The sequence below is a fragment of the Geomicrobium sp. JCM 19038 genome (genome assembly GCF_000698125.1).
GTDB lineage: Bacteria > Bacillota > Bacilli > Bacillales > Marinococcaceae > Geomicrobium_A.
Genome location: NZ_BAXA01000001.1, coordinates 131,403 through 149,857 on the forward strand (window position 1 = coordinate 131,403; position 18,455 = coordinate 149,857).

Below are 18,455 nucleotides of genomic sequence, written 5' to 3' on the forward strand. Positions count from 1 at the left end.
ACGCATTTTTGTAAAGTGTTTTCGTTTGGAATTGGAAGGAGGGAGATCGAATGGCAGAGAAACCATCTCGCTTAGCTGAAGGTGAATTGTCGATCGATCAAGTCAAAGAGCAGCTCGTTGAAATTGGAAAGAAACGTGGTGTACTATCCTACACCGAGGTTACCGAGAAATTAGCACCGTATGATCAAGACTCAGACCAAATGGATGAATTTTTTGAGTATCTTGGTGAGCAAGGTGTCGATTTGCTCAACGAAGGCGAAGAAGTCCCTAGTATGGATCAAGTGGCAAAAGAGACAGATCTTGATCTAAATGATTTAAGTGTACCACCAGGTATTAAGATTAACGACCCTGTTCGTATGTACCTTAAAGAAATTGGACGTGTTCCATTGCTTTCTGCTGAAGAAGAAATCAATCTTGCCAAGCGGATTGAAGAAGATGACGAAGAAGCAAAGCGTCGTCTAGCAGAAGCAAACTTGCGTCTCGTCGTTTCTATTGCCAAACGTTATGTAGGGCGGGGAATGTTATTCCTTGACCTCATTCAAGAAGGTAATATGGGTCTTATTAAAGCGGTAGAGAAGTTTGACTATAATAAAGGGTTTAAGTTCAGTACGTATGCAACTTGGTGGATTCGTCAAGCGATTACGCGTGCCATTGCTGACCAGGCGCGAACAATCCGAATCCCAGTTCACATGGTAGAAACAATTAATAAGTTGATTCGTGTGCAACGTCAATTGTTGCAAGATCTTGGACGCGAACCAACTCCAGAAGAAGTATCTGAGGAAATGGACCTTACTCCAGATAAAGTGCGTGAGATCTTAAAGATTGCACAAGAGCCAGTGTCATTAGAAACACCAATTGGTGAAGAAGATGATTCTCATCTTGGTGACTTTATTGAAGACCAAGAAGCGCTAGCACCATCTGATGCTGCAGCTTATGAGCTTCTTAAAGAGCAACTTGAAGACGTCCTAGATACACTTACTGACCGTGAAGAGAACGTACTGCGTCTACGCTTCGGTCTAGATGACGGTCGTACGCGTACACTTGAGGAAGTAGGTAAAGTGTTCGGCGTTACGCGTGAGCGAATTCGTCAAATTGAAGCGAAAGCCTTGCGTAAGTTGCGCCATCCTAGTCGTAGTAAGCGTTTGAAAGACTTTATGGAGTAGAAAGTTCGTTATGCGGGTTGCACTCCTAATACTGCAACCCGTTTTTTTCATATTACCGAGCTTTCAATCGAAATGCAAATTACGTCAAAGTAAAAATGACAATTTACGAAAACAAACGGCGGAAGACTTTTCTTTCATCTAGTTTTCGTATAAAATAAAAACCGAATCGTTTTTCTACGTATACATAAAGTTATGTTTGAGGAGGAAGGCTCGTGAAGGGACAACCATTAATACCATTCGCTATTATTGCGGGGGTTGGTATCTTGTTAATCATTACGTTTTCGTTCATCGGTTTAGGTGCTGGTGGCGACGATGCTGAAGATGGAGATTCAGGATCTGGCGATCCAGTCGAGATGGCGGATTCACTGTTTGAAGATAACTGTCTAAGCTGTCACGGTGATAATGGAGCTGGAGGTTCTGCACCAGCGATCGCTGGTATGGATGCAGAAGCTGTACTTCAAGCGATTGAAGAAGGACCAGGTATGATGCCTGCAGATTTAGTAACTGGTGAAGAAGCTGAAGCTGTAGCTGAGTACGTTGCAAATCAATAACAATGAAAAAAGGAGCCCTGTAAGGCTCCTTTTTCTATGATTGGCGTTTTTTCGTCAGGGAAAGAGGGTACAAACATGATGCACGTTAAACAGCTATCTGAGCGTTTACGTTTTATTGCCTTGAACACTCCGAGGAATACGACAGTTGCAGATATCGGAACTGATCACGCGCAACTACCCGTTGCACTAGCACTAGACGGATTGATAAATAAAGCAGTAGCAAGTGATGTCAATGGTGGACCGTTCCAAAATGCACTCCGCAATGTAAGCAACCATCAATTAACAGAACGTATTGAAGTTCGCCACGGTAATGGGTTAACAACGCTTAAAGAAAGTGATGAAGTGGATGTCATTACGATCGCTGGTATGGGTGGTGGTCTCATTTGTGACATCTTAACGAAAGGAAAACAGCACCTGTTTAATGCAAAGACGTTAATTTTACAAGCAAACGTTGCAGCAGAGCTCGTTCGATCATGGTTAAGTAACCACGGTTTCACGATTCAAAATGAAACGATGATTCAAGAAGGAGAGCACTTCTATGAAGTGATCGTTGCTGTGAAGAGTGACGATATCGCAGATCCTTATGATGGTGGTAACAAATCATTAGCGATGCGTTTTGGACCGTTATTAATGAAAGAGCAGTCGGATGCTTTTATGCAAAAATGGCACAATGAATACGCGCATTTACAACGAATTAAAGAGCAGATTGCGATTGCGAATTATCAAGATTTAAATAGCAACGAAGCGTACGTTAGAATTCAAAAGCAAATCGATCAAATTGAGGAGGTTATTCCGAATGTCAACTACAGTGCAAGAGGTCATTAACATCGTTGAAGGCTTTGCGCCAAAGTCATTGGCGGTGGAAGGGGATCCGATTGGACTTACAGTTGGGGATGCCAATGCAATCGTTACACGAGTAATGACTACGCTTGATGTGACCGAGCAAGTCGTCGATGAGGCAGTAGAAAACGGAGTGAACATGATTGTCGCTCATCACCCACTTCTATTTATCCCTTTACAAGCCATCGATGTGAACACACCTAAAGGAAAGATTGTGCACAAATGTTTAACGAATAACATTAGTGTTTATTCAGCTCATACGAACCTTGATATCGCTAAAGGTGGCGTGAACGATTGGTTAGCAGAGAAGTTAGGAATTGAAGACACAGAAGTACTCGTACCAACGGAAAGTGAAAAGCTATACAAGCTCGTAGCGTTTGTGCCGAGTGAAGATGCAGAGAAGGTGCGGGACGCGATTGGTGATGCTGGCGCTGGTCATATCGGCAACTATTCACATTGTTCATTTTCTACCGCGGGTACAGGCGCGTTTTTGCCAGGGGATGAGACAAACCCACATATTGGACAGCAAGGTGTAAAGACGAAAGTCGATGAAGAACGAATTGAAACGATTCTGCCTGAGTCGTTACGTCAAGCTGTTATTCAAGCTCTTCATAAAGCTCATCCTTATGAGGAAGTTGCCTACGATCTTTATCCACTATCACTTGCTGGCAAGACTCTCGGTTTAGGTCGATTTGGCAAGCTACGTGAAAAAACGACGCTTAAACGATTTCTAGAAGAAATGAAAGAAACGTTTAAGATAGATGGACTTCGTTATGTTGGTGAGTTGGACCAACCGATAGAAACGGTCGCTGTGCTAGGCGGCGATGGCAACAACTATTGGAAGAATGCCAAACAAAAAGGAGCAGATGTGTACGTGACTGGAGATTTAAAGTTCCATAACGCACAAGATGCTCAGAACGAAGGACTTGCACTCGTAGATCCAGGTCATCACGTTGAAGAAGTGATGAAACGTGGGCTTTTAGAAGTACTTCAAAACGAAGCAGAGAAGCGTGGACTAGTGATCGAAGTGATTGATTCTAAACTGAATACGGACCCATTTTCATTTCTATAAAAAAACACCCCGGTTGTGTCTAAAAAAGACAACTGGGGTGTTTTTCGTTATTCGTATTCTTTTTCAAACGTGATCGTGCTTCGAGTCGTATCAATGTGGCGTACGGACTGTTCAATACTTTCTCGTTTCGGTTCTAAGAAAGGAGGCAATGACAGTTTTTCGCCAAGTGTTTCGTACGGCTCATCACCCATAAATCCAGGACCGTCTGTTGCAAATTCAAATAAAATGCCTTGCGTGACACGAGCATAGAGGGAAGCAAAGAAGTGACGATCAACAAAGCCTGAGTTTGGAATTTTATGGTTGTTGAGACGATCAATCCATTCTTTTAAGACGGTTTGATCTTCAACGCGAAAGGCAGCGTGGTGTACAGTCCCATAGCCTTGTCTTCCAGAAGGCAAAACAGTATTGTGTTCGACGATTACTTGTGCGCCGTTTCCTCCTTCACCGACCTCAAATAACGTGTGTGGGGATTCTTCTTTTACTTCATTGAATTGAAGTACTTGCTCTAGAAATGCGTTCATGCCTTCTTTTTGAGACGTTCGTATATGAACTGGTCCAAGGCCAGTAATCGCGTACTCTAATGGAATCGGACCATCTTGCCACGGTGTACCGCTTAAGACGCCTTCGTTAAACTCATCTGAGATGAGTTGATACAATTGTCCGTCAAAGTCTGTGAAATCAAGTACACGTTTGCCAAACTGGAGTGCGATTGCCTTATGCTCAACGCCTAAGCGAGCGAAGCGTTTCTCCCAGTAGCGTAACGCATCATCGCTTGGAACGCGGAAGGAAGTCTTGTGAATTTCATCATTTCCGTGTTGTCCTTTAGGAATTCCAGGAAAATCAAAGAATGTCATATCGGTACCTGCTTGACCACGATCGTCAGCAAAGAAGAGGTGATACGTTTGAATATCGTCTTGGTTGACCGTTTTCTTTACGAGTCGCATTCCAAGTGTATACGTAAAAAACTCATAGTTTTTCTCAGCACTGCTCGTTATTGCTGTAACATGGTGGACGCCTTTAAGAGAATTCACGTCTAATCACACCTTTCAGGTTATCAGTTTAATTATAAACTAACAAATTGAATAAAAAAAAGCAAGTCAGAAGACTCGCCTTTTATCGTGCTCTAGATTTCATGTTTTTACGTAATGGTGGTAAAATCTTTGCACCAGAAATCTTACGTTCTCTCGTCCACGTCGATTCATCGTTAGGATCGTATTGGTCTAAGAAAAGAACAACTTCACGCGCAATACCTGTTGGGGTAGAAGCCCTGCTGTAACCGCAACTTTGTTCACGCCTTCTAACCACTCAAGCTTTAATTCACTAATATCTGCAATACGATAAGCATTCGTTTCTGCAATGTCTTTTGATACTTGAGCGAGTCGGTTCGAGTTGTTACTCATCGGATCACCAACAACGATAAGAAGATCAGCGTCTTTCGCTTGATCACCGACAGCTTCTTGTCTCACTTGTGTTGCAAGACAAATCTCATTGTGAACTTCTGCATGTGGGTACTTCTCTAACGTACGTTCCATGATGTTCTTAACATCCCATTGACTCATTGTCGTCTGGTTTGTGATGATCACATTGCCTCGTGTAAGTGCAAGGTTCTCAACGTCTTCTAACGTTTCAATGAGGTGTACGTGTTCTGGAGCGACACCAATTGCACCTTCAGGTTCTGGATGACCGCGCTTTCCGATATAGACGATATCGTATTCAAGCGCTTTTTTCTCAAGGATTAAGTCGTGGGTAACGGTAACGTCAGGGCAAGTCGCATCAATGGTCGTTAACCCTTTTTCGTCAGCAAGTTTGCGAACTTCTGGTGAAACGCCGTGAGCTGTAAAGATCACAGTACCTGTATCGACTTGCTTTAATATTTCAAGACGGTTTGGCCCATCTAAAGAGATGACCCCTTCTTCCTCAAAGGCATCCGTTACGTGTTGATTGTGAACGATCATGCCAAGAATATAGATTGGTCTTGGTAAACTTTCATCATTTGCTGCTTGGCGAGCAATAACCATAGCGTCTACAACACCGTAGCAGTACCCTCTCGGGGTGATTTTCATAACTTCCATCGCCAAGTCCTCCAATGCTTTTAGGCTACATGTAATTATACAGGTAGATGGAGAGATTGAAAAGGAAACTGACTGCTAAATGTACAGTTTTGGAGGAGGATCATCACCGGTATACCACTGATTGGCGCGTGTTTGTGACAAATCAATGTCAGAAGTCTCATTTACGTGTTCATGCGAGTCTACAAACGGAGTGTGCTCACTCTCTATTCGATCGTCTTGTAATGGTGGTTCAAATTGCTGCTGCGACTCTTCAATCATTAATTCTTGTTCATTGTTTGCTAAGGGAGTTTGTCGTGAATTTCTTCGCATCTGATTTACTTGACGAACGACACCAGGAATTTGACGCACCATCGGACCGTATCGTCGAATAACAGGGATCCATTTGGCACCACCTTGAATAATTGGCATAAAGCGACTAATTGAAGCTAAAGCGCCACCACCTGAGGCGAGTGCTGACCCTCCAAGTCCAGAAGACAAGGCGCCGCCCATTGCAGCGGGAGCAGCTCCTCCGGCAAACGGAAATGCACTTGCCATAGGTAGCGCCGAGCGTGCAGCTAACGCACTCATCGGTGGTCCCATAGGCAAAGGCATGGGAGGATATCCATACATTTTTATAAGCCCCTTTCATTACAGAGTTATCTTCAATTAGGATATGCAACGAAGAGGCGTCGGTTCTTCTTTGGGGCGTGCTATTCTTTTTAAGTTCATCTATGGTAAAATAAAATGATGTGTCGAACGTATACAAGACACGAGAACTTTGAGGTGAACACACAATGAGTGCATGGAAACGATTAAACATTCACGAGGAATTAGCAGAAAAGCTTGAAGCAGATCGGATTACCCGTCCAACTGAAATTCAAGAACGCTTAATTCCGGCTATTATAAATGGGAAAGATGCGATTGGACAATCGCAAACTGGGACTGGAAAAACGTTGTCTTTTGTTCTACCAATTTTAAGCAAACTTGAAATGAATATGGATGAATTACAAGTCGTCATAGCTGCACCAACGCGGGAGTTGGCGGAGCAAATTTACAAAGTGACGAGAGATTTAATCCAAACGGATGCTTACGCTGGTGTAAGAATTCAGCGTGTAATTGGCGGTACAGATAAAGATCGTTCGATTGACAAGCTAAAACGTCCACCACATATCGTTGTAGCAACACCTGGACGACTAAATGATCTTGTTTGTAAAGAGCGTGCCTTAAGCGTTCATCAAGTACGAACGTTAATCATTGATGAAGCCGATCAAATGCTTGATATGGGCTTTATTAAAGAAGTGGATCAAGTGGCGTCGTACATGCCTGATGGTCTACAAATGCTCGTATTCTCTGCCACGATTCCAGAGAAATTACAGCCGTTTTTGAAGAAATATATGAACAATCCTCGCCACGTACATGTGCAACCAAATACACCGTCTCCAAAAGGCTTAAAGCATTACTTAATGCCACTAAAGAGTCGTAATCGCGAGAAGTTCGCTGTAGAGATTGCACAAACGCTTCGACCATTTCTTTGTTTAGTATTCGTAAATACGAAGAAAGAAGCAGACAGCTTAACGGAACTGTTCATTGAAAACGGAATTGAGACGGAGACGTTACACGGGGATTTAAGTGCTAGAGAACGAAAACAAGCGATGCGTAAAATCGTCAAGGCATCGGTACCGTATGTCGTTTGTACGGATCTCGCAGCAAGAGGCATGGATATTGAAGGTGTGTCTCACGTCATCAATGTGCGTATTCCTAAAGAATTGGAGTACTATCAACACCGCGCTGGTCGTACTGCAAGGAAAGATTTAAGTGGGGACGTTTATACAATTGTTGATAAAGAAGATTACCCTGCACTACACAAACTACAACAACAACGGTTTTTCTTCCATTACCTCGACTTAAAGAACGGAGAATGGAAAGAAATTGACCAACTCGGAAGCGGTTATGCTCCTGGTAAAACGAAGCGGAGAACGCGCACAGACCAAGCGCCACTCCCAACAGTTAAGAAAAAAGACATCAAACCGGGATACAAGAAAAAGTTACGAGAAAAGAGTAATAGCAGGAGGAGAAAGTAAATGGCGTTACAAAAAATTGGGTCTCACGTCTCAATGAACGGCAAGAAAATGTTGCTCGGTTCAAGCGAAGAAGCAACAAGTTATGGCGCAAGTGCTATGATGATCTATACCGGTGCACCTCAGAATACACGTCGTAAAGCGATTGAAGAGCTAAACATCGAAGCAGGACGAGCGCATATGAAAGAAAACGGGATCGAGGAATTGGTCGTTCACGCGCCATACATCATTAACATCGGCAATTCTGTTAAGCCAGAAACGTTTGATCTTGGCGTACGGTTTTTACGATCAGAGATCGAACGAACAGATGCACTAGGTGGAAAACAAATCGTATTGCACCCAGGGGCGCATGTCGGCGAAGGTGCTGACAAAGGGATTGCTAAGATCATTGAAGGTCTAAACGAAGTGATTGATCCAACTCAAAACGTCAACATTGCACTTGAAACGATGGCAGGCAAAGGCTCAGAATGTGAAGAAGCTTTGATGAGTTAGCCCAAATCATCGACGGGGTAACGCACAATGAGAAGCTAACGATTTGTTTTGATACGTGCCACGTTCACGATGCAGGTTATGATCTTGTCCACAATTTTGATGGAGTCATGGAACAGTTCGACTCCATTATCGGCCTCGATCGCCTTGCAGTTTTACATGTGAATGACAGTAAAAATCCGCAAGGCGCTCGTAAAGACCGTCATGAGAACTTAGGCTTTGGGCACATCGGTTTTGATGCCTTAAATTACATCGTCCATCATGAGGTTGTTAAAGACATTCCTAAAATCCTTGAGACACCGTATGTTGGTGAAGAGAAGAAGGACAAGCGTCCCCCGTACCGTTTTGAAATCAATATGCTTAAAGAAGCGTCGTTTGATGAGCAAGTGAAAGATAAAATCTTGGGTGTGTAAAACCCTACAAACGATGACCAAATTGCGCATATAAGTCATGAAGCAGCATCGCATGTTCTTTCGATGTTGCTTTTTCGACTTTATTAATGAAGGCATAAACAGAAGCTTGGTCTTTAAGGTTAACTTTTTCAGTACGTGCTAAGTGTAACAACTTACTAGCCTCATCAATCGTAATGTCAATTCCTCGCTCGTGTGCCATGCTCACTAGTTGCTGAGGTGACATGTTTTTAATGTATTGTTGAATGATACCCATCCACAAATCGATCACATCCTTTCAAGTTAGTGTATGCAAGAATGGGCTTGGTTAGTGACAAAGAATTCCAGAAAATCGCATAATTTAGCAAATACGCTATTCATAAAATTGAAGATTTAGTATACTTACAATATACAGATTCAGGAATTGTTCATATGAGGAGAGAATAAGCATATGAAAAGTCCAGCACAACTACAAGTGATCGATGAAGAAAAGGATATTTTTCAAGCATTAAGTAGAGAATTACGCGTCATTGTAGAACAAAATGGAAGCATTAATTATAAGAATCATGATGCTCGTAATTTTTTTAATGAAACAGAGCCGTTTTTTCATTCACTAATTGGTGATGAGTGGGTAAAGGCGATGACTTTTCTTAAGCGCATGTTTGAGGATGGTAAGTCCCATGAAGCAACACTCGTTCATCGGTTTCATGGCGAAGAGTATCGTGTTTTTTATCGTGGTCAATATGCTTCTGGTCGTTTTTATTTAGTTGGACAAAGTCAACCGAGAGAACAATTAGAAGAAGCAAATGCGTTTACGCAATTAATGAAGCAACTTCCGTGTGGGATTATACGGGTGAATCACCAGTTAGCAATTACCGATTTAAATCATCAATTTGAGAACTTAGTCTTTTCTCAAAATACGTATTTACTACCAGAGTTGCCAATTGCATCATTACAATCAGAATCGGAATATGGTCGAATTATGTATGAATGCATTATGGAGACGTTTTGGACGCGTAAAGATAGTACAAAAAGGTTTGTATATGGTGAAGATGTAAGAATAGTTGCACATAGTGTGTATTTGGCTGGACATCAAGAAGTGGTCGGTTTTATCTTTGATGAAAGTGCAGAGTTAAAGTATGAAAGTTTACTCGCATATCGCCAACAGATGGAATCGGTTTCACATTTAGCAGCGGGAGTGGCTCATGAGCTGAGAAACCCTTTGTCTGTCATTCGTGGGTTTTTGCAACTGTCAGAGCTTACGGACAGTTTTCACAAGTACAGTCATACGATATTCTCAGAAGTTGATCGTATGAATGTAATTATTGAGAACTTCTTATCCATGTCTAGACGGAAGTTTGAAAGGAAATTGCAAGCGCCAATGGGGGTCATGCGCTCAGTAGAAGACATCATACGTTCAGAATGTCTTTTGAAAGATGTCGTCTTTGAAGCGAAGTTCGAAGAAACAGAACGGAAAATTCTAATGAATGAGACGATGATTAAACAGGTAATCTTAAACTTACTTCGTAATTCAATAGAAGCTTATTCTGAAGAGGCTTTGAACAAGCGTTTTAACATTCATTCTGACATCGTTAGTAACCATTATCGAATTAAAGCAGCAGACAATGGTTCTGGAATTCCAGCCGAGATCCTCAATAAGCTCGGAGAGCCGTTCACAACGACAAAAGACAAAGGAACAGGCATCGGGATATCGTTATCGAAGAAGCTTATTGAAGATCATGGCGGAACATTTAAGATTGAGAGTGAAGTAAATGTTGGTACGGTCGTAACATTAATGTTACCGTTTTACGATTGATCTTCTTCGATGAAGATCATCCGGTATTTTGTTTTTGTTGCCCGCTCTAACTGTCGTAACGAAAGGGTGGCATGTTGTTGCTCGAAGTAATAACTTTCCCCTTTTTTCACATGAAAGACGAATTGCAAGTAACGACTACGACCGACATTTTTAAGTTCTACTTTCGCGATGATTTCTCGTCCAGTAACGTAAAGTGAAGCGGCCATTCGTATAATAGCACCGAGAATCTCGAGTTTCCTAATCCAACGCCCGTGTAGAATGCGCTTATACTGTAGCGCTTTTTTTCTTAGTCGTTTGATCGATGTGAAAGAACTTAAAAGCGCTAAAGAAATTCGTTCTTCGTGAGTGAAGCCATCAAGTGACCGATTAATGAGGACATTCAACGTATGGGCATGGGCATGCTCTTCATCGATGTAATGCCCGAGCATCCGCAGATGAGAACTAAATAAAAGCAATTGCTCAATTTGCGCTCGTTCTTCATCAGTGTCATTAGGGAACAACAAGTGGTAGTAGGAACGAGCAAGTGAGTATACCGCTTTCCCATACGTGTCCGATAAGTTGAATTCTCTCATCAGTTGATAGATGGTTTCTCTTTTTACGTTAACGAAGCGCCTCGTTTGTCGGTCTTGCAAGAGCTTGTCATAGAGGATTCCGTCACGTAACCCTTTACGACTAATAATGAGGTTTTTGCCTTCTGTGTGCCTCATCAACTCTGCAATAAAGAGTCCAGCAGGGACGATATTTCCTGCTCGCTCTTGTGATAGTCCGGCAATTTCACTACGTTTTATCGGTGGAATTTTGCGTAAGTAGTGAAACGTATCATGAAGTTGAGTGTCCGTCATTTCATATTGGTGTAACCCCGACACGGGGTACTGTTGGCGTTTGCGGTGAACCGCCGCTAATTGACGAACACTTCCGCCGACACCGATTAAAGGGACACCCAGTTTCTTTAACCATGAAAGTTGCCTGAAGTGTTCATGAGCAACGTGCCGGATCCGCTTCATTGATGCTTGATCTTCGTTCCACATTTTTGCAAGTGTTAGCGCACCAATCGGGAAACTATATGATTCGACAATTTCACGATTTTTAAAATAGACAACTTCTGTGCTACTTCCTCCCATGTCAAACATGAGTCCGTCCTTAATATTTGTACTGTTAATTGTGGCTAAATACCCGTAATAAGCTTCCTCTTCCCCCGAAAGGACACGGATTGTAATCCCCATTGATTGATTAATATGTTGCAATATATCTTGTTGGTTCGTTGCTCGTCGAATGGCAGCAGTTGCGACAGCTTCCACATGATTTACATTCTGAGCATCCAAAACCGCTTTAAATTGTGTAAACACTTGTGTTAATACGATAAAACCCTCGCGTTTTAATGCATCTTCTTCATTTAAATACTCGCTTAGACGTGCAGCAATTTTTAAATTGTATAACGATCGATAACGTCGTTTTGCATCAATTCCATAAATAACGAGGCGAATGGAGTTAGAACCAACATCAATAATGGCCATTCGCTCTTGTTCAATCATACTTAAACCTCCAATCAACCATTCCGTTTACAAAGATGGCGATGTACGTTATACTACTAAAAGTAAATCGTAATGATTACGTTTGTAGTTCTTTGCTTTTTTGAATCTAGGGGGAAATAATGATGGCAAAAGCATCAACCATCGTTGAAGTAAACAATTTAACTTACCAATATACAGATCGACCCGTATTACAAAACCTGAACTTATCGATCGAAGAGGGGTCGTTTTTAGGACTCGTCGGTCCAAACGGTTCCGGAAAATCTACATTAATCAAGTGTATACTGGGCTTAATAAAACCGCAAGCTGGAAAACTTTCGTTATTTGGTTCAGAACTTCATCGTTTTGATGATTGGTCAAAAGTCGGCTACGTTTCTCAACGCGCGAATCGATTTAATGCAGGCTTTCCAGCAACTGTTTTTGAAGTTGTTTCAATGGGGTTGTTTGGCCAACTTGGTTTATTTCGTTTTATGAAACGCAATGACCGGATTAAAGTCATGCAAGCACTAAAAACAGTTGAGATGGATGCATACGCAAAACAACCGATTGGGAAGCTTTCTGGCGGACAACAACAACGGGTTCTAATTGCGCGTGCGCTCGTTAGCGATCCAACGTTACTCATCTTAGATGAGCCGACAGTTGGGATTGACGCAACTTCTGCGAGACGATTTTATGATTTGCTTCGTAAATTAAATCAAGATCAAGGACTAACACTTTTACTCGTTAGCCATGATGTTGGGACGATGACAAAGTACGTCACAAATGTTGCGTGTTTGAATAAGTCCATTCATTTTCACGGTACTGCGCATGAATTTGAAACGAATCCTAATTTATCTTCTCTTTACGGTTATGATGTCCAACATATCATTCATGAACACGAGGAAATTGCGAAATGATCGATGTTTTTTTTCAATATGACTTTTTACGAAATGCTTTAATTGCTGGAGTATTAATTGGCTTATTGCACCAATGCTCGGTGTGTTTCTCGTTGTAAAACGGATGTCACTCGTAGCTGACGCACTCTCACACATTACGTTAACGGGGATTGCCTTCCACTTATTATTAGCGAACTTCTTTGCTATCTTTTCGTTATACGATCCGATTTATATGGGAATGGTGTTCGCAGTAATTGGCTCTCTCTTTATTAATCAGTTACGCACCGTTTATGGGCACTTTAAAGAGTTAGCGATCCCAATTATATTGTCTGCTGGCGTTGGACTTGCTGTTATTTTTATTTCTTTAGCAGATGGATTTAACACGGACTTATATTCTTATTTATTCGGTAGCGTTGCGGCAGTAGGTAACAATGACTTGATGACGATTATTATCATAGCGGTTATCGTATTAGTGTTATTGTTCGTCTTCTATAAAGAATGGTTTTTCTTATCGTTCGATGAAGAGCAAGCAGCCATTTCAGGACTTAAAGGTAAATGGTTGGAGTTATTGTTTTCGATTTTAGTAGCGCTCGTCATTGCAGCGTCAATCCGTATCGTCGGAATTCTACTCGTATCGGCATTAATGACATTACCTGTCGCAAGTGCGATGCAGTGGGCGAAGAGCTTTAAGCAAATGTTCGTGTACGCGGCCATATTCGGTCAAATCTCGGTTTTAAGCGGAATCTTTCTCGGTTTTCACTTAGATTTAGCTCCAGGTGGGGTCATTGTCGTCTTTGCAGTGATCATCTTGCTTCTAAGTTTACTCAAAAATAAAATCGTAAAAGCATCATTAAATCGAAACGTTCAAAATCGATAAAGTTTGCATCATTTGCTATAATTATGATGAAATGTTTGATCTTGGAGGTACAAAATGAATGTAACTAAAGCAATTCACTCGTTGAAGTCTTCCGGATACAAGTATACTGACAAACGTAAAGATATCATTGAGTTTTTAAGTGAACGTGATGGGTATACGCCAGCTAAAGAAGTGCTCGTGTTTATGCAAGAAAAATATAACGGTTTAAGCTTTGATACAGTTTATCGCAATTTATCTCTATTCGCTGAAATTGGCATATTAGAAGCTAGTGAATGGGAAGGGGAGAAGCGTTTTCGATTAAGCTGTATCGGAAGCCATCACCACCATATGATTTGTTTAACTTGTGGAAAGACGAAGCACATTGATGCATGTCCGATGGAGCAGATGAGGTTGTCTCAAGATGATTTCTCTGTAACGAGTCACAAATTTGAAGTGTTCGGCTATTGCAAGACATGTCAATAAAGACCAATCAAGCAGAGTAGCTTGATTGGTCTTTATTTTTTGTTGAAACCAAAAATTTCCTAGAAGGTTGTCAGCATAAATCTTCATGATCCTCACATAATAGTAATGCCCGCTTGAGCCGGGTAGGGAGGGAATGTAGGTGGCAGATGATGAACGTTACAATGAGCGTCCAGAAGAAAGACGTGAAATGACGGACCCACTCATCGATAACTACAACCAAGGTTATATGGAAGAAACCTCCGCGGAAGTCAGCTCACCGAATCTAGATTACCGCATGGACCGGACAGGTCCAGGTGACAGCGATTTGGAGACAGATGAAGAAAAGGGTCGTAGCTCTGTGGGAGCTGGATTAGGTACAGCAGCGATTATTATGTCGATTGTTTCCCTCTTTTTTCTTCCTGTCATATTAGGTGCCGCTGGGATCGTAACTGGTTTCTTTGCTCGCCAGCAAGGAGCTGTCGGTCTAGGATGGTGGGCGATCGGGATCGGTGCACTCTCGATTCTCATGACATTTCTGTTTGCACCGTTTATGTAAAACAAAAGAAACCCCGTACGGGGTTTCTTTTGTTATGTCGTAGAATTCGCTGCTTCTTGATCTCGTAATTTTTGGTAATGCTCTTCAGCGAGTTTATCGACTTCTTTCTTTAATTCGTCAACCATAATTTCTTCTGGTACTTTACGGATGATTTCTCCGTGTCTAAAGAGAAGACCTTCGCCTTTTGCTCCAGCAATTCCAATGTCAGCTTCTCGAGCTTCACCTGGTCCGTTTACCGCACAGCCAAGGACAGCTACTTTAAGCGGTGCTTTTACGTGGGAAATATACTCCTCAACTTCGTTAGCGATGCTAATTAAGTCAATCTCAATACGCCCGCAAGTTGGACAAGAAATTAACGTAGCCGCATTAGATGCGAGACCGAATGTTTTCAGAAGTTCACGAGCTACCTTTATTTCTTCAACTGGATCAGCGCTTAAAGAGATGCGCATCGTGTTACCGATTCCTTTACTTAGAATCGTTCCAAGTCCAGCGGCACTTTTAATTGTACCTGCAAAAAGTGTCCCAGATTCAGTGATTCCTAAGTGAAGAGGGTAGTCAAACGCTTGTGCTGCTTTTTCGTAGGCTTCAACTGCAAGATCAACGTTTGAGCCTTCATCGAGACGATAATGTCATGAAAATCAAGTTCTTCCAAAATCGAAATATGGTGAAGAGCACTTTCAACCATCGCATCTGCTGTCGGATAGCCATATTTCTCAAGTAAGTGACGTTCTAATGAGCCAGCATTAACGCCGATTCGAATTGGAATCCCTTTTTCTTTCGCAGCTTTTACGACAAGTTCAACTTTGTCACGCTTCCCAATATTTCCTGGTTAATACGAATTTTATCTGCACCGGCTTCAATGGCCTTTAATGCAAGTCGATAATCAAAATGAATATCGACAACGAGCGGAATGTTAATGCGAGATTTAATCTCAGCAAGTGCATCTGCTGCTCGTTGGTCAGGGCATGCAACACGAACAACTTGACAACCAGCTTCTTCTAGACGGCTGATTTCAGCGACGGTCGCTTCCACATCATGTGTTTTTGTTGTCGTCATACTTTGGATGATGACTTCATCGTTACCACCGATTACAAGGTTACCGACGTTAACTGGCCTCGTTTTCGTACGATGGGTTAGTTCACTCATTATTCCTTCGCCCCTTTAATGACGCTATTCTTTATAACAGGAAGTCCTGCTTAAAAGTTTAACATATCATAAAGAAGTCAAACGGCAGTCGATGTCGATGACTTCTTGCTCTACTCATTGTAGCAACGCCTCGTGTGTATTGGCAAGCTAAGAGCGTCAACCTTAATATCTCGTTCACAATTATTGTCCATAGATAGGAAATGTATAAATCTTTCCAGCTTTTAATTGTTCATATTCAGTGCCATCATTTAACGTTTCAAAGTCTTGTTTAATGTCTTCAATAGAAATAACAATCGCTTCTTCATGGAGTTGTTCAAGTATGGTGAGTAGCGTTTGTCCACTTTCAACTTCAATGGCTACAGTATCAATAATTCGATCAGGCAGTGGAGCTATTTCTTCAACATGATCTGCCTCATCTTGTTCTACAGAATCTGCTGTAGCGGGTTCTTCATTTATAAATGAACCTTCTACTGGCAAACTCCCACGCGACAAATCATAATAGACGGCAACAGCAACGAGTAGAATTGACGCAACCCAAATCCATTTTTTCATCGTGTAACCTCTCCATTCGAATAACGACTATATAAATAACTTATCTATGTATAAGTATATGCTTGTCTTGTGGAAAAATGCTGTGAAAATATAAAAAAGCTTCAGATTTTCTTTTCATTTCACAAGACGTATGGTAGAACCGAAAAGAAGAATAGAACGGAATTTGACAGGGGGAAAACACTCCAATGAAAAAACTTTCAATTTTGGGGATGGCTGCTTTATTAATCGGATCGAGTTTCGCAGTTCCACAAACCGCGAGCGCGGATGCTGGTCCAGGAGATGTCATTGTAACGCTCGGTGAAGACTTAACACCTACTCAACGAGAGAGTTTATTAGCAGAAATGGGCAGTGATGAAAACGCCAATATTGTGACGGTCTCAAACGCAGAAGAACATGATTATTTAGGTGAATACATTCCAGCTGGAAAAATTGGGAGCAACGCTTTATCATCTGCACGCATTACGATTGAAGAGTCTGGATCAGGTGTTAATGTAGAGACGAATAACATTAACTGGGTGTCTGAAGGGATGTATGCAAATGCACTTGTAACAGCAGGTGTAGAGGATGCAGACATTTACGTTACTGCACCGTCATCTATTTCAGGTACGGGTGCATTAACGGGTATTCTAAAGGCGTATGATTCAGAAGCGGATGGTCTTTCAGAAGAACGCATGCGTATTGCGAATGAAGAAATGGTAGAGACGGGTGAACTTGGTGATCGGATTGGTATGGAGGAAGCAACAGAACTAGTCACACAAATTAAAGAAACCATTGCAGAAGAAAATGTAGAAAATGAAGATGATTTACGAGCACTCATTCAACGTATTGCTTCAGATTTAGGCATTGAATTAACAGATGAAGAACTAGACGGTCTTGTCTCTTTGTTTATGAGAATGCAAGATTTAAACATTGACTGGAACCAATTAGGAGAACAAGTGAATCAGATTCGCGATAATATTGGCGACTGGTTAAGCAAGAAGAAACGCAGAATTTCTTCCAATCAGTAATGGATTTCTTTAGTGAATTAATCGATTCGATTGCTGATTGGTTCAACTCAAATGAGAGTGAATCTTCGAGTGGTTCTTAAATAATATAATGTATAAAACCCCGCAGCGTTATGCGATTCGCATAACGGCTGCGGGGTTTTATCGTTACATGAGAAGCCAATGAATAATAATAAACGATATTCGAACAAAGGAACGTCTATTTGATGATGTGATTGTGCAGAATAAAGCATTTTTTGCTATAATAGACTTAGATATGAAACCGTTTTAGCCTTCTTTACGTATAGAAAAGAAAGCAACGTTTTGGGAGGGGTGTATAAAGATGGCTTGGTTGGATTATAGTTTTGTCGGTTTTCTCGTTGTTGTACTTGCCACGATGTTTCTAATTGGAGAATTGCTCGTGAAGTCACGAGGGATTTTTGGTGTGGTTGGTGTCGTATTAATTACCCTTTATTTTGCTCATCATTTAGACGGATTAGGCAATGCATGGGTCGTTGGGGCGTATTTGATCGGTTTAACGTTAATTCTTATAGATGGTAAGTTATTTGGAGATGGGATGGTTTCTGCACTCGGTGTAGGGCTAATGATCGTCGGTTTAGCGATTCCAGCACCAGACTTGTTGTATTCTGTTCTCGTCGGTTTTGGCGTGTTAATCGGTGGCTCTGGAGCGTTTTTATTTATGAAAGTGTTCCCTAGACGTGAACTGTGGACGAAGATGACATTTAAAGATACGTTATCTAGTGAAGAAGGCTATAATTCGATGAATGAATCGTATCGTGATCTCGTTGGAAAAACAGGGAAGACACTTAGTGATTTCAGACCTACAGGAACTGTGGAAATTGAAGGACAACCGTACAGCGCAACGACAGGTGCCAGTTGGTTGAAAGCGAACGTTGACGTTGAAGTGAAGTCTGTTGATGGTACACGGATTTTAATTGCGGAGATTCAAAAAGAAAATAAAGAAGAAGTGTAAAGAACCCTCAGTGTTGAGGGTTCTTTTTTTAAGTAAAAGAGGTGAGATTGTAT

16 protein-coding genes and 4 pseudogenes are annotated in these 18,455 nt (G+C 41.6%); 13 read left to right on the forward strand and 7 right to left on the reverse strand.

The annotated features are described in order from the left end of the window. The first annotated feature begins 50 nt into the window (after positions 1-50). The 4 genes from rpoD (at position 51) to JCM19038_RS00695 (ending at position 3,626) form a co-directional block, all read left to right on the forward strand. Positions 51-1,163, forward strand: a complete 1,113-nt coding sequence (gene rpoD, locus JCM19038_RS00680; protein WP_042413484.1) for an RNA polymerase sigma factor RpoD — start codon at positions 51-53, stop codon at positions 1,161-1,163. 212 nt (positions 1,164-1,375) lie between these two features. After that, positions 1,376-1,714 carry a cytochrome c gene (locus tag JCM19038_RS00685; protein ID WP_042413487.1) on the forward strand — a complete coding sequence of 113 codons (339 nt, stop codon included), beginning with the start codon at positions 1,376-1,378 and terminating at the stop codon, positions 1,712-1,714. Positions 1,715-1,789: 75 nt separating this feature from the next. Beyond that, complete coding sequence (locus tag JCM19038_RS00690; RefSeq protein WP_193745007.1) at positions 1,790-2,539, forward strand: class I SAM-dependent methyltransferase; 750 nt, start codon at positions 1,790-1,792, stop codon at positions 2,537-2,539. Beyond that, positions 2,511-3,626, forward strand: coding sequence for a Nif3-like dinuclear metal center hexameric protein (locus JCM19038_RS00695; RefSeq protein WP_042413489.1), 1,116 nt, complete (start codon positions 2,511-2,513; stop codon positions 3,624-3,626). The genes JCM19038_RS00690 and JCM19038_RS00695 overlap by 29 nt, the downstream gene beginning before the upstream one ends. Positions 3,627-3,673: 47 nt before the next feature. On the opposite strand, the gene JCM19038_RS00700 is transcribed toward JCM19038_RS00695, so the two are convergent. The 3 genes and pseudogenes from JCM19038_RS00700 to vrrA all read right to left on the reverse strand — a co-directional run bounded on the left by JCM19038_RS00700 (position 3,674) and on the right by vrrA (position 6,307). Next, positions 3,674-4,657 (reverse strand): ring-cleaving dioxygenase, encoded by a 984-nt coding sequence (locus JCM19038_RS00700; protein WP_042413491.1) that lies wholly within the window; start codon positions 4,655-4,657, stop codon positions 3,674-3,676. An 82-nt stretch (positions 4,658-4,739) separates the two neighbouring features. After that, positions 4,740-5,698: pseudogene (locus JCM19038_RS00705) on the reverse strand (4-hydroxy-3-methylbut-2-enyl diphosphate reductase). Between the two features lie 75 nt (positions 5,699-5,773). After that, positions 5,774-6,307, reverse strand: coding sequence for a VrrA/YqfQ family protein (gene vrrA, locus JCM19038_RS00710; RefSeq protein WP_042413494.1), 534 nt, complete (start codon positions 6,305-6,307; stop codon positions 5,774-5,776). Between the two features lie 164 nt (positions 6,308-6,471). Here vrrA and JCM19038_RS00715 point away from each other — a divergent pair, with 164 nt between their 5' ends. Both JCM19038_RS00715 and JCM19038_RS00720 read left to right on the forward strand, forming a co-directional pair. Next, entirely contained in the window at positions 6,472-7,758 is a 1,287-nt protein-coding gene (locus tag JCM19038_RS00715; protein WP_042413497.1) for a DEAD/DEAH box helicase, read from the forward strand. Further along, a pseudogene (locus JCM19038_RS00720) lies at positions 7,759-8,657 on the forward strand (deoxyribonuclease IV). A 4-nt stretch (positions 8,658-8,661) separates the two neighbouring features. Here the strand turns inward: JCM19038_RS00720 and JCM19038_RS00725 are convergent. Continuing rightward, a complete protein-coding gene (locus JCM19038_RS00725) occupies positions 8,662-8,910 on the reverse strand; it encodes a DUF2624 family protein (protein ID WP_152549820.1) in 249 nt (82 codons plus the stop codon). Positions 8,911-9,084: 174 nt separating this feature from the next. Between JCM19038_RS00725 and JCM19038_RS00730 the strand changes: the two genes are divergently transcribed. Next, positions 9,085-10,449 (forward strand): nitrogen regulation protein NR(II), encoded by a 1,365-nt coding sequence (locus JCM19038_RS00730; RefSeq protein ID WP_052360881.1) that lies wholly within the window; start codon positions 9,085-9,087, stop codon positions 10,447-10,449. On the opposite strand, the gene JCM19038_RS00735 is transcribed toward JCM19038_RS00730, so the two are convergent. Beyond that, a complete protein-coding gene (locus JCM19038_RS00735) occupies positions 10,440-11,981 on the reverse strand; it encodes a Ppx/GppA family phosphatase (RefSeq protein ID WP_042413499.1) in 1,542 nt (513 codons plus the stop codon). The genes JCM19038_RS00730 and JCM19038_RS00735 overlap by 10 nt on opposite strands. Before the next feature lie 122 nt (positions 11,982-12,103). On the opposite strand from JCM19038_RS00735, the gene JCM19038_RS00740 reads away from it, so the two are divergent. The 4 genes and pseudogenes from JCM19038_RS00740 to JCM19038_RS00755 all read left to right on the forward strand — a co-directional run bounded on the left by JCM19038_RS00740 (position 12,104) and on the right by JCM19038_RS00755 (position 14,727). Then, positions 12,104-12,874 carry a metal ABC transporter ATP-binding protein gene (locus tag JCM19038_RS00740; protein WP_042413501.1) on the forward strand — a complete coding sequence of 257 codons (771 nt, stop codon included), beginning with the start codon at positions 12,104-12,106 and terminating at the stop codon, positions 12,872-12,874. Then, a pseudogene (locus tag JCM19038_RS00745) lies at positions 12,871-13,730 on the forward strand (metal ABC transporter permease). Before JCM19038_RS00740 ends, JCM19038_RS00745 begins: the two are co-directional and overlap by 4 nt. Positions 13,731-13,784: 54 nt before the next feature. After that, on the forward strand, positions 13,785-14,192 hold the full coding sequence (locus tag JCM19038_RS00750; protein WP_042359492.1) for a Fur family transcriptional regulator: 408 nt from the start codon (positions 13,785-13,787) through the stop codon (positions 14,190-14,192). A 139-nt stretch (positions 14,193-14,331) separates the two neighbouring features. Beyond that, the gene (locus JCM19038_RS00755) at positions 14,332-14,727 is read left to right on the forward strand and encodes a hypothetical protein (RefSeq protein ID WP_052360883.1); all 396 of its coding nucleotides are present in this window, start codon (positions 14,332-14,334) and stop codon (positions 14,725-14,727) included. Between the two features lie 32 nt (positions 14,728-14,759). Here the strand turns inward: JCM19038_RS00755 and ispG are convergent. Further along, a pseudogene (gene ispG / locus JCM19038_RS00760) lies at positions 14,760-15,873 on the reverse strand (flavodoxin-dependent (E)-4-hydroxy-3-methylbut-2-enyl-diphosphate synthase). Positions 15,874-16,053: 180 nt separating this feature from the next. Continuing rightward, the gene (locus JCM19038_RS00765) at positions 16,054-16,425 is read right to left on the reverse strand and encodes a hypothetical protein (RefSeq protein ID WP_042413504.1); all 372 of its coding nucleotides are present in this window, start codon (positions 16,423-16,425) and stop codon (positions 16,054-16,056) included. A 185-nt stretch (positions 16,426-16,610) separates the two neighbouring features. On the opposite strand from JCM19038_RS00765, the gene JCM19038_RS00770 reads away from it, so the two are divergent. Further along, positions 16,611-17,432 (forward strand): DUF1002 domain-containing protein, encoded by an 822-nt coding sequence (locus tag JCM19038_RS00770; protein WP_307189921.1) that lies wholly within the window; start codon positions 16,611-16,613, stop codon positions 17,430-17,432. 319 nt (positions 17,433-17,751) lie between these two features. After that, positions 17,752-18,402, forward strand: coding sequence for an NfeD family protein (locus JCM19038_RS00775; protein ID WP_042359496.1), 651 nt, complete (start codon positions 17,752-17,754; stop codon positions 18,400-18,402). Positions 18,403-18,455: the final 53 nt, after the last annotated feature.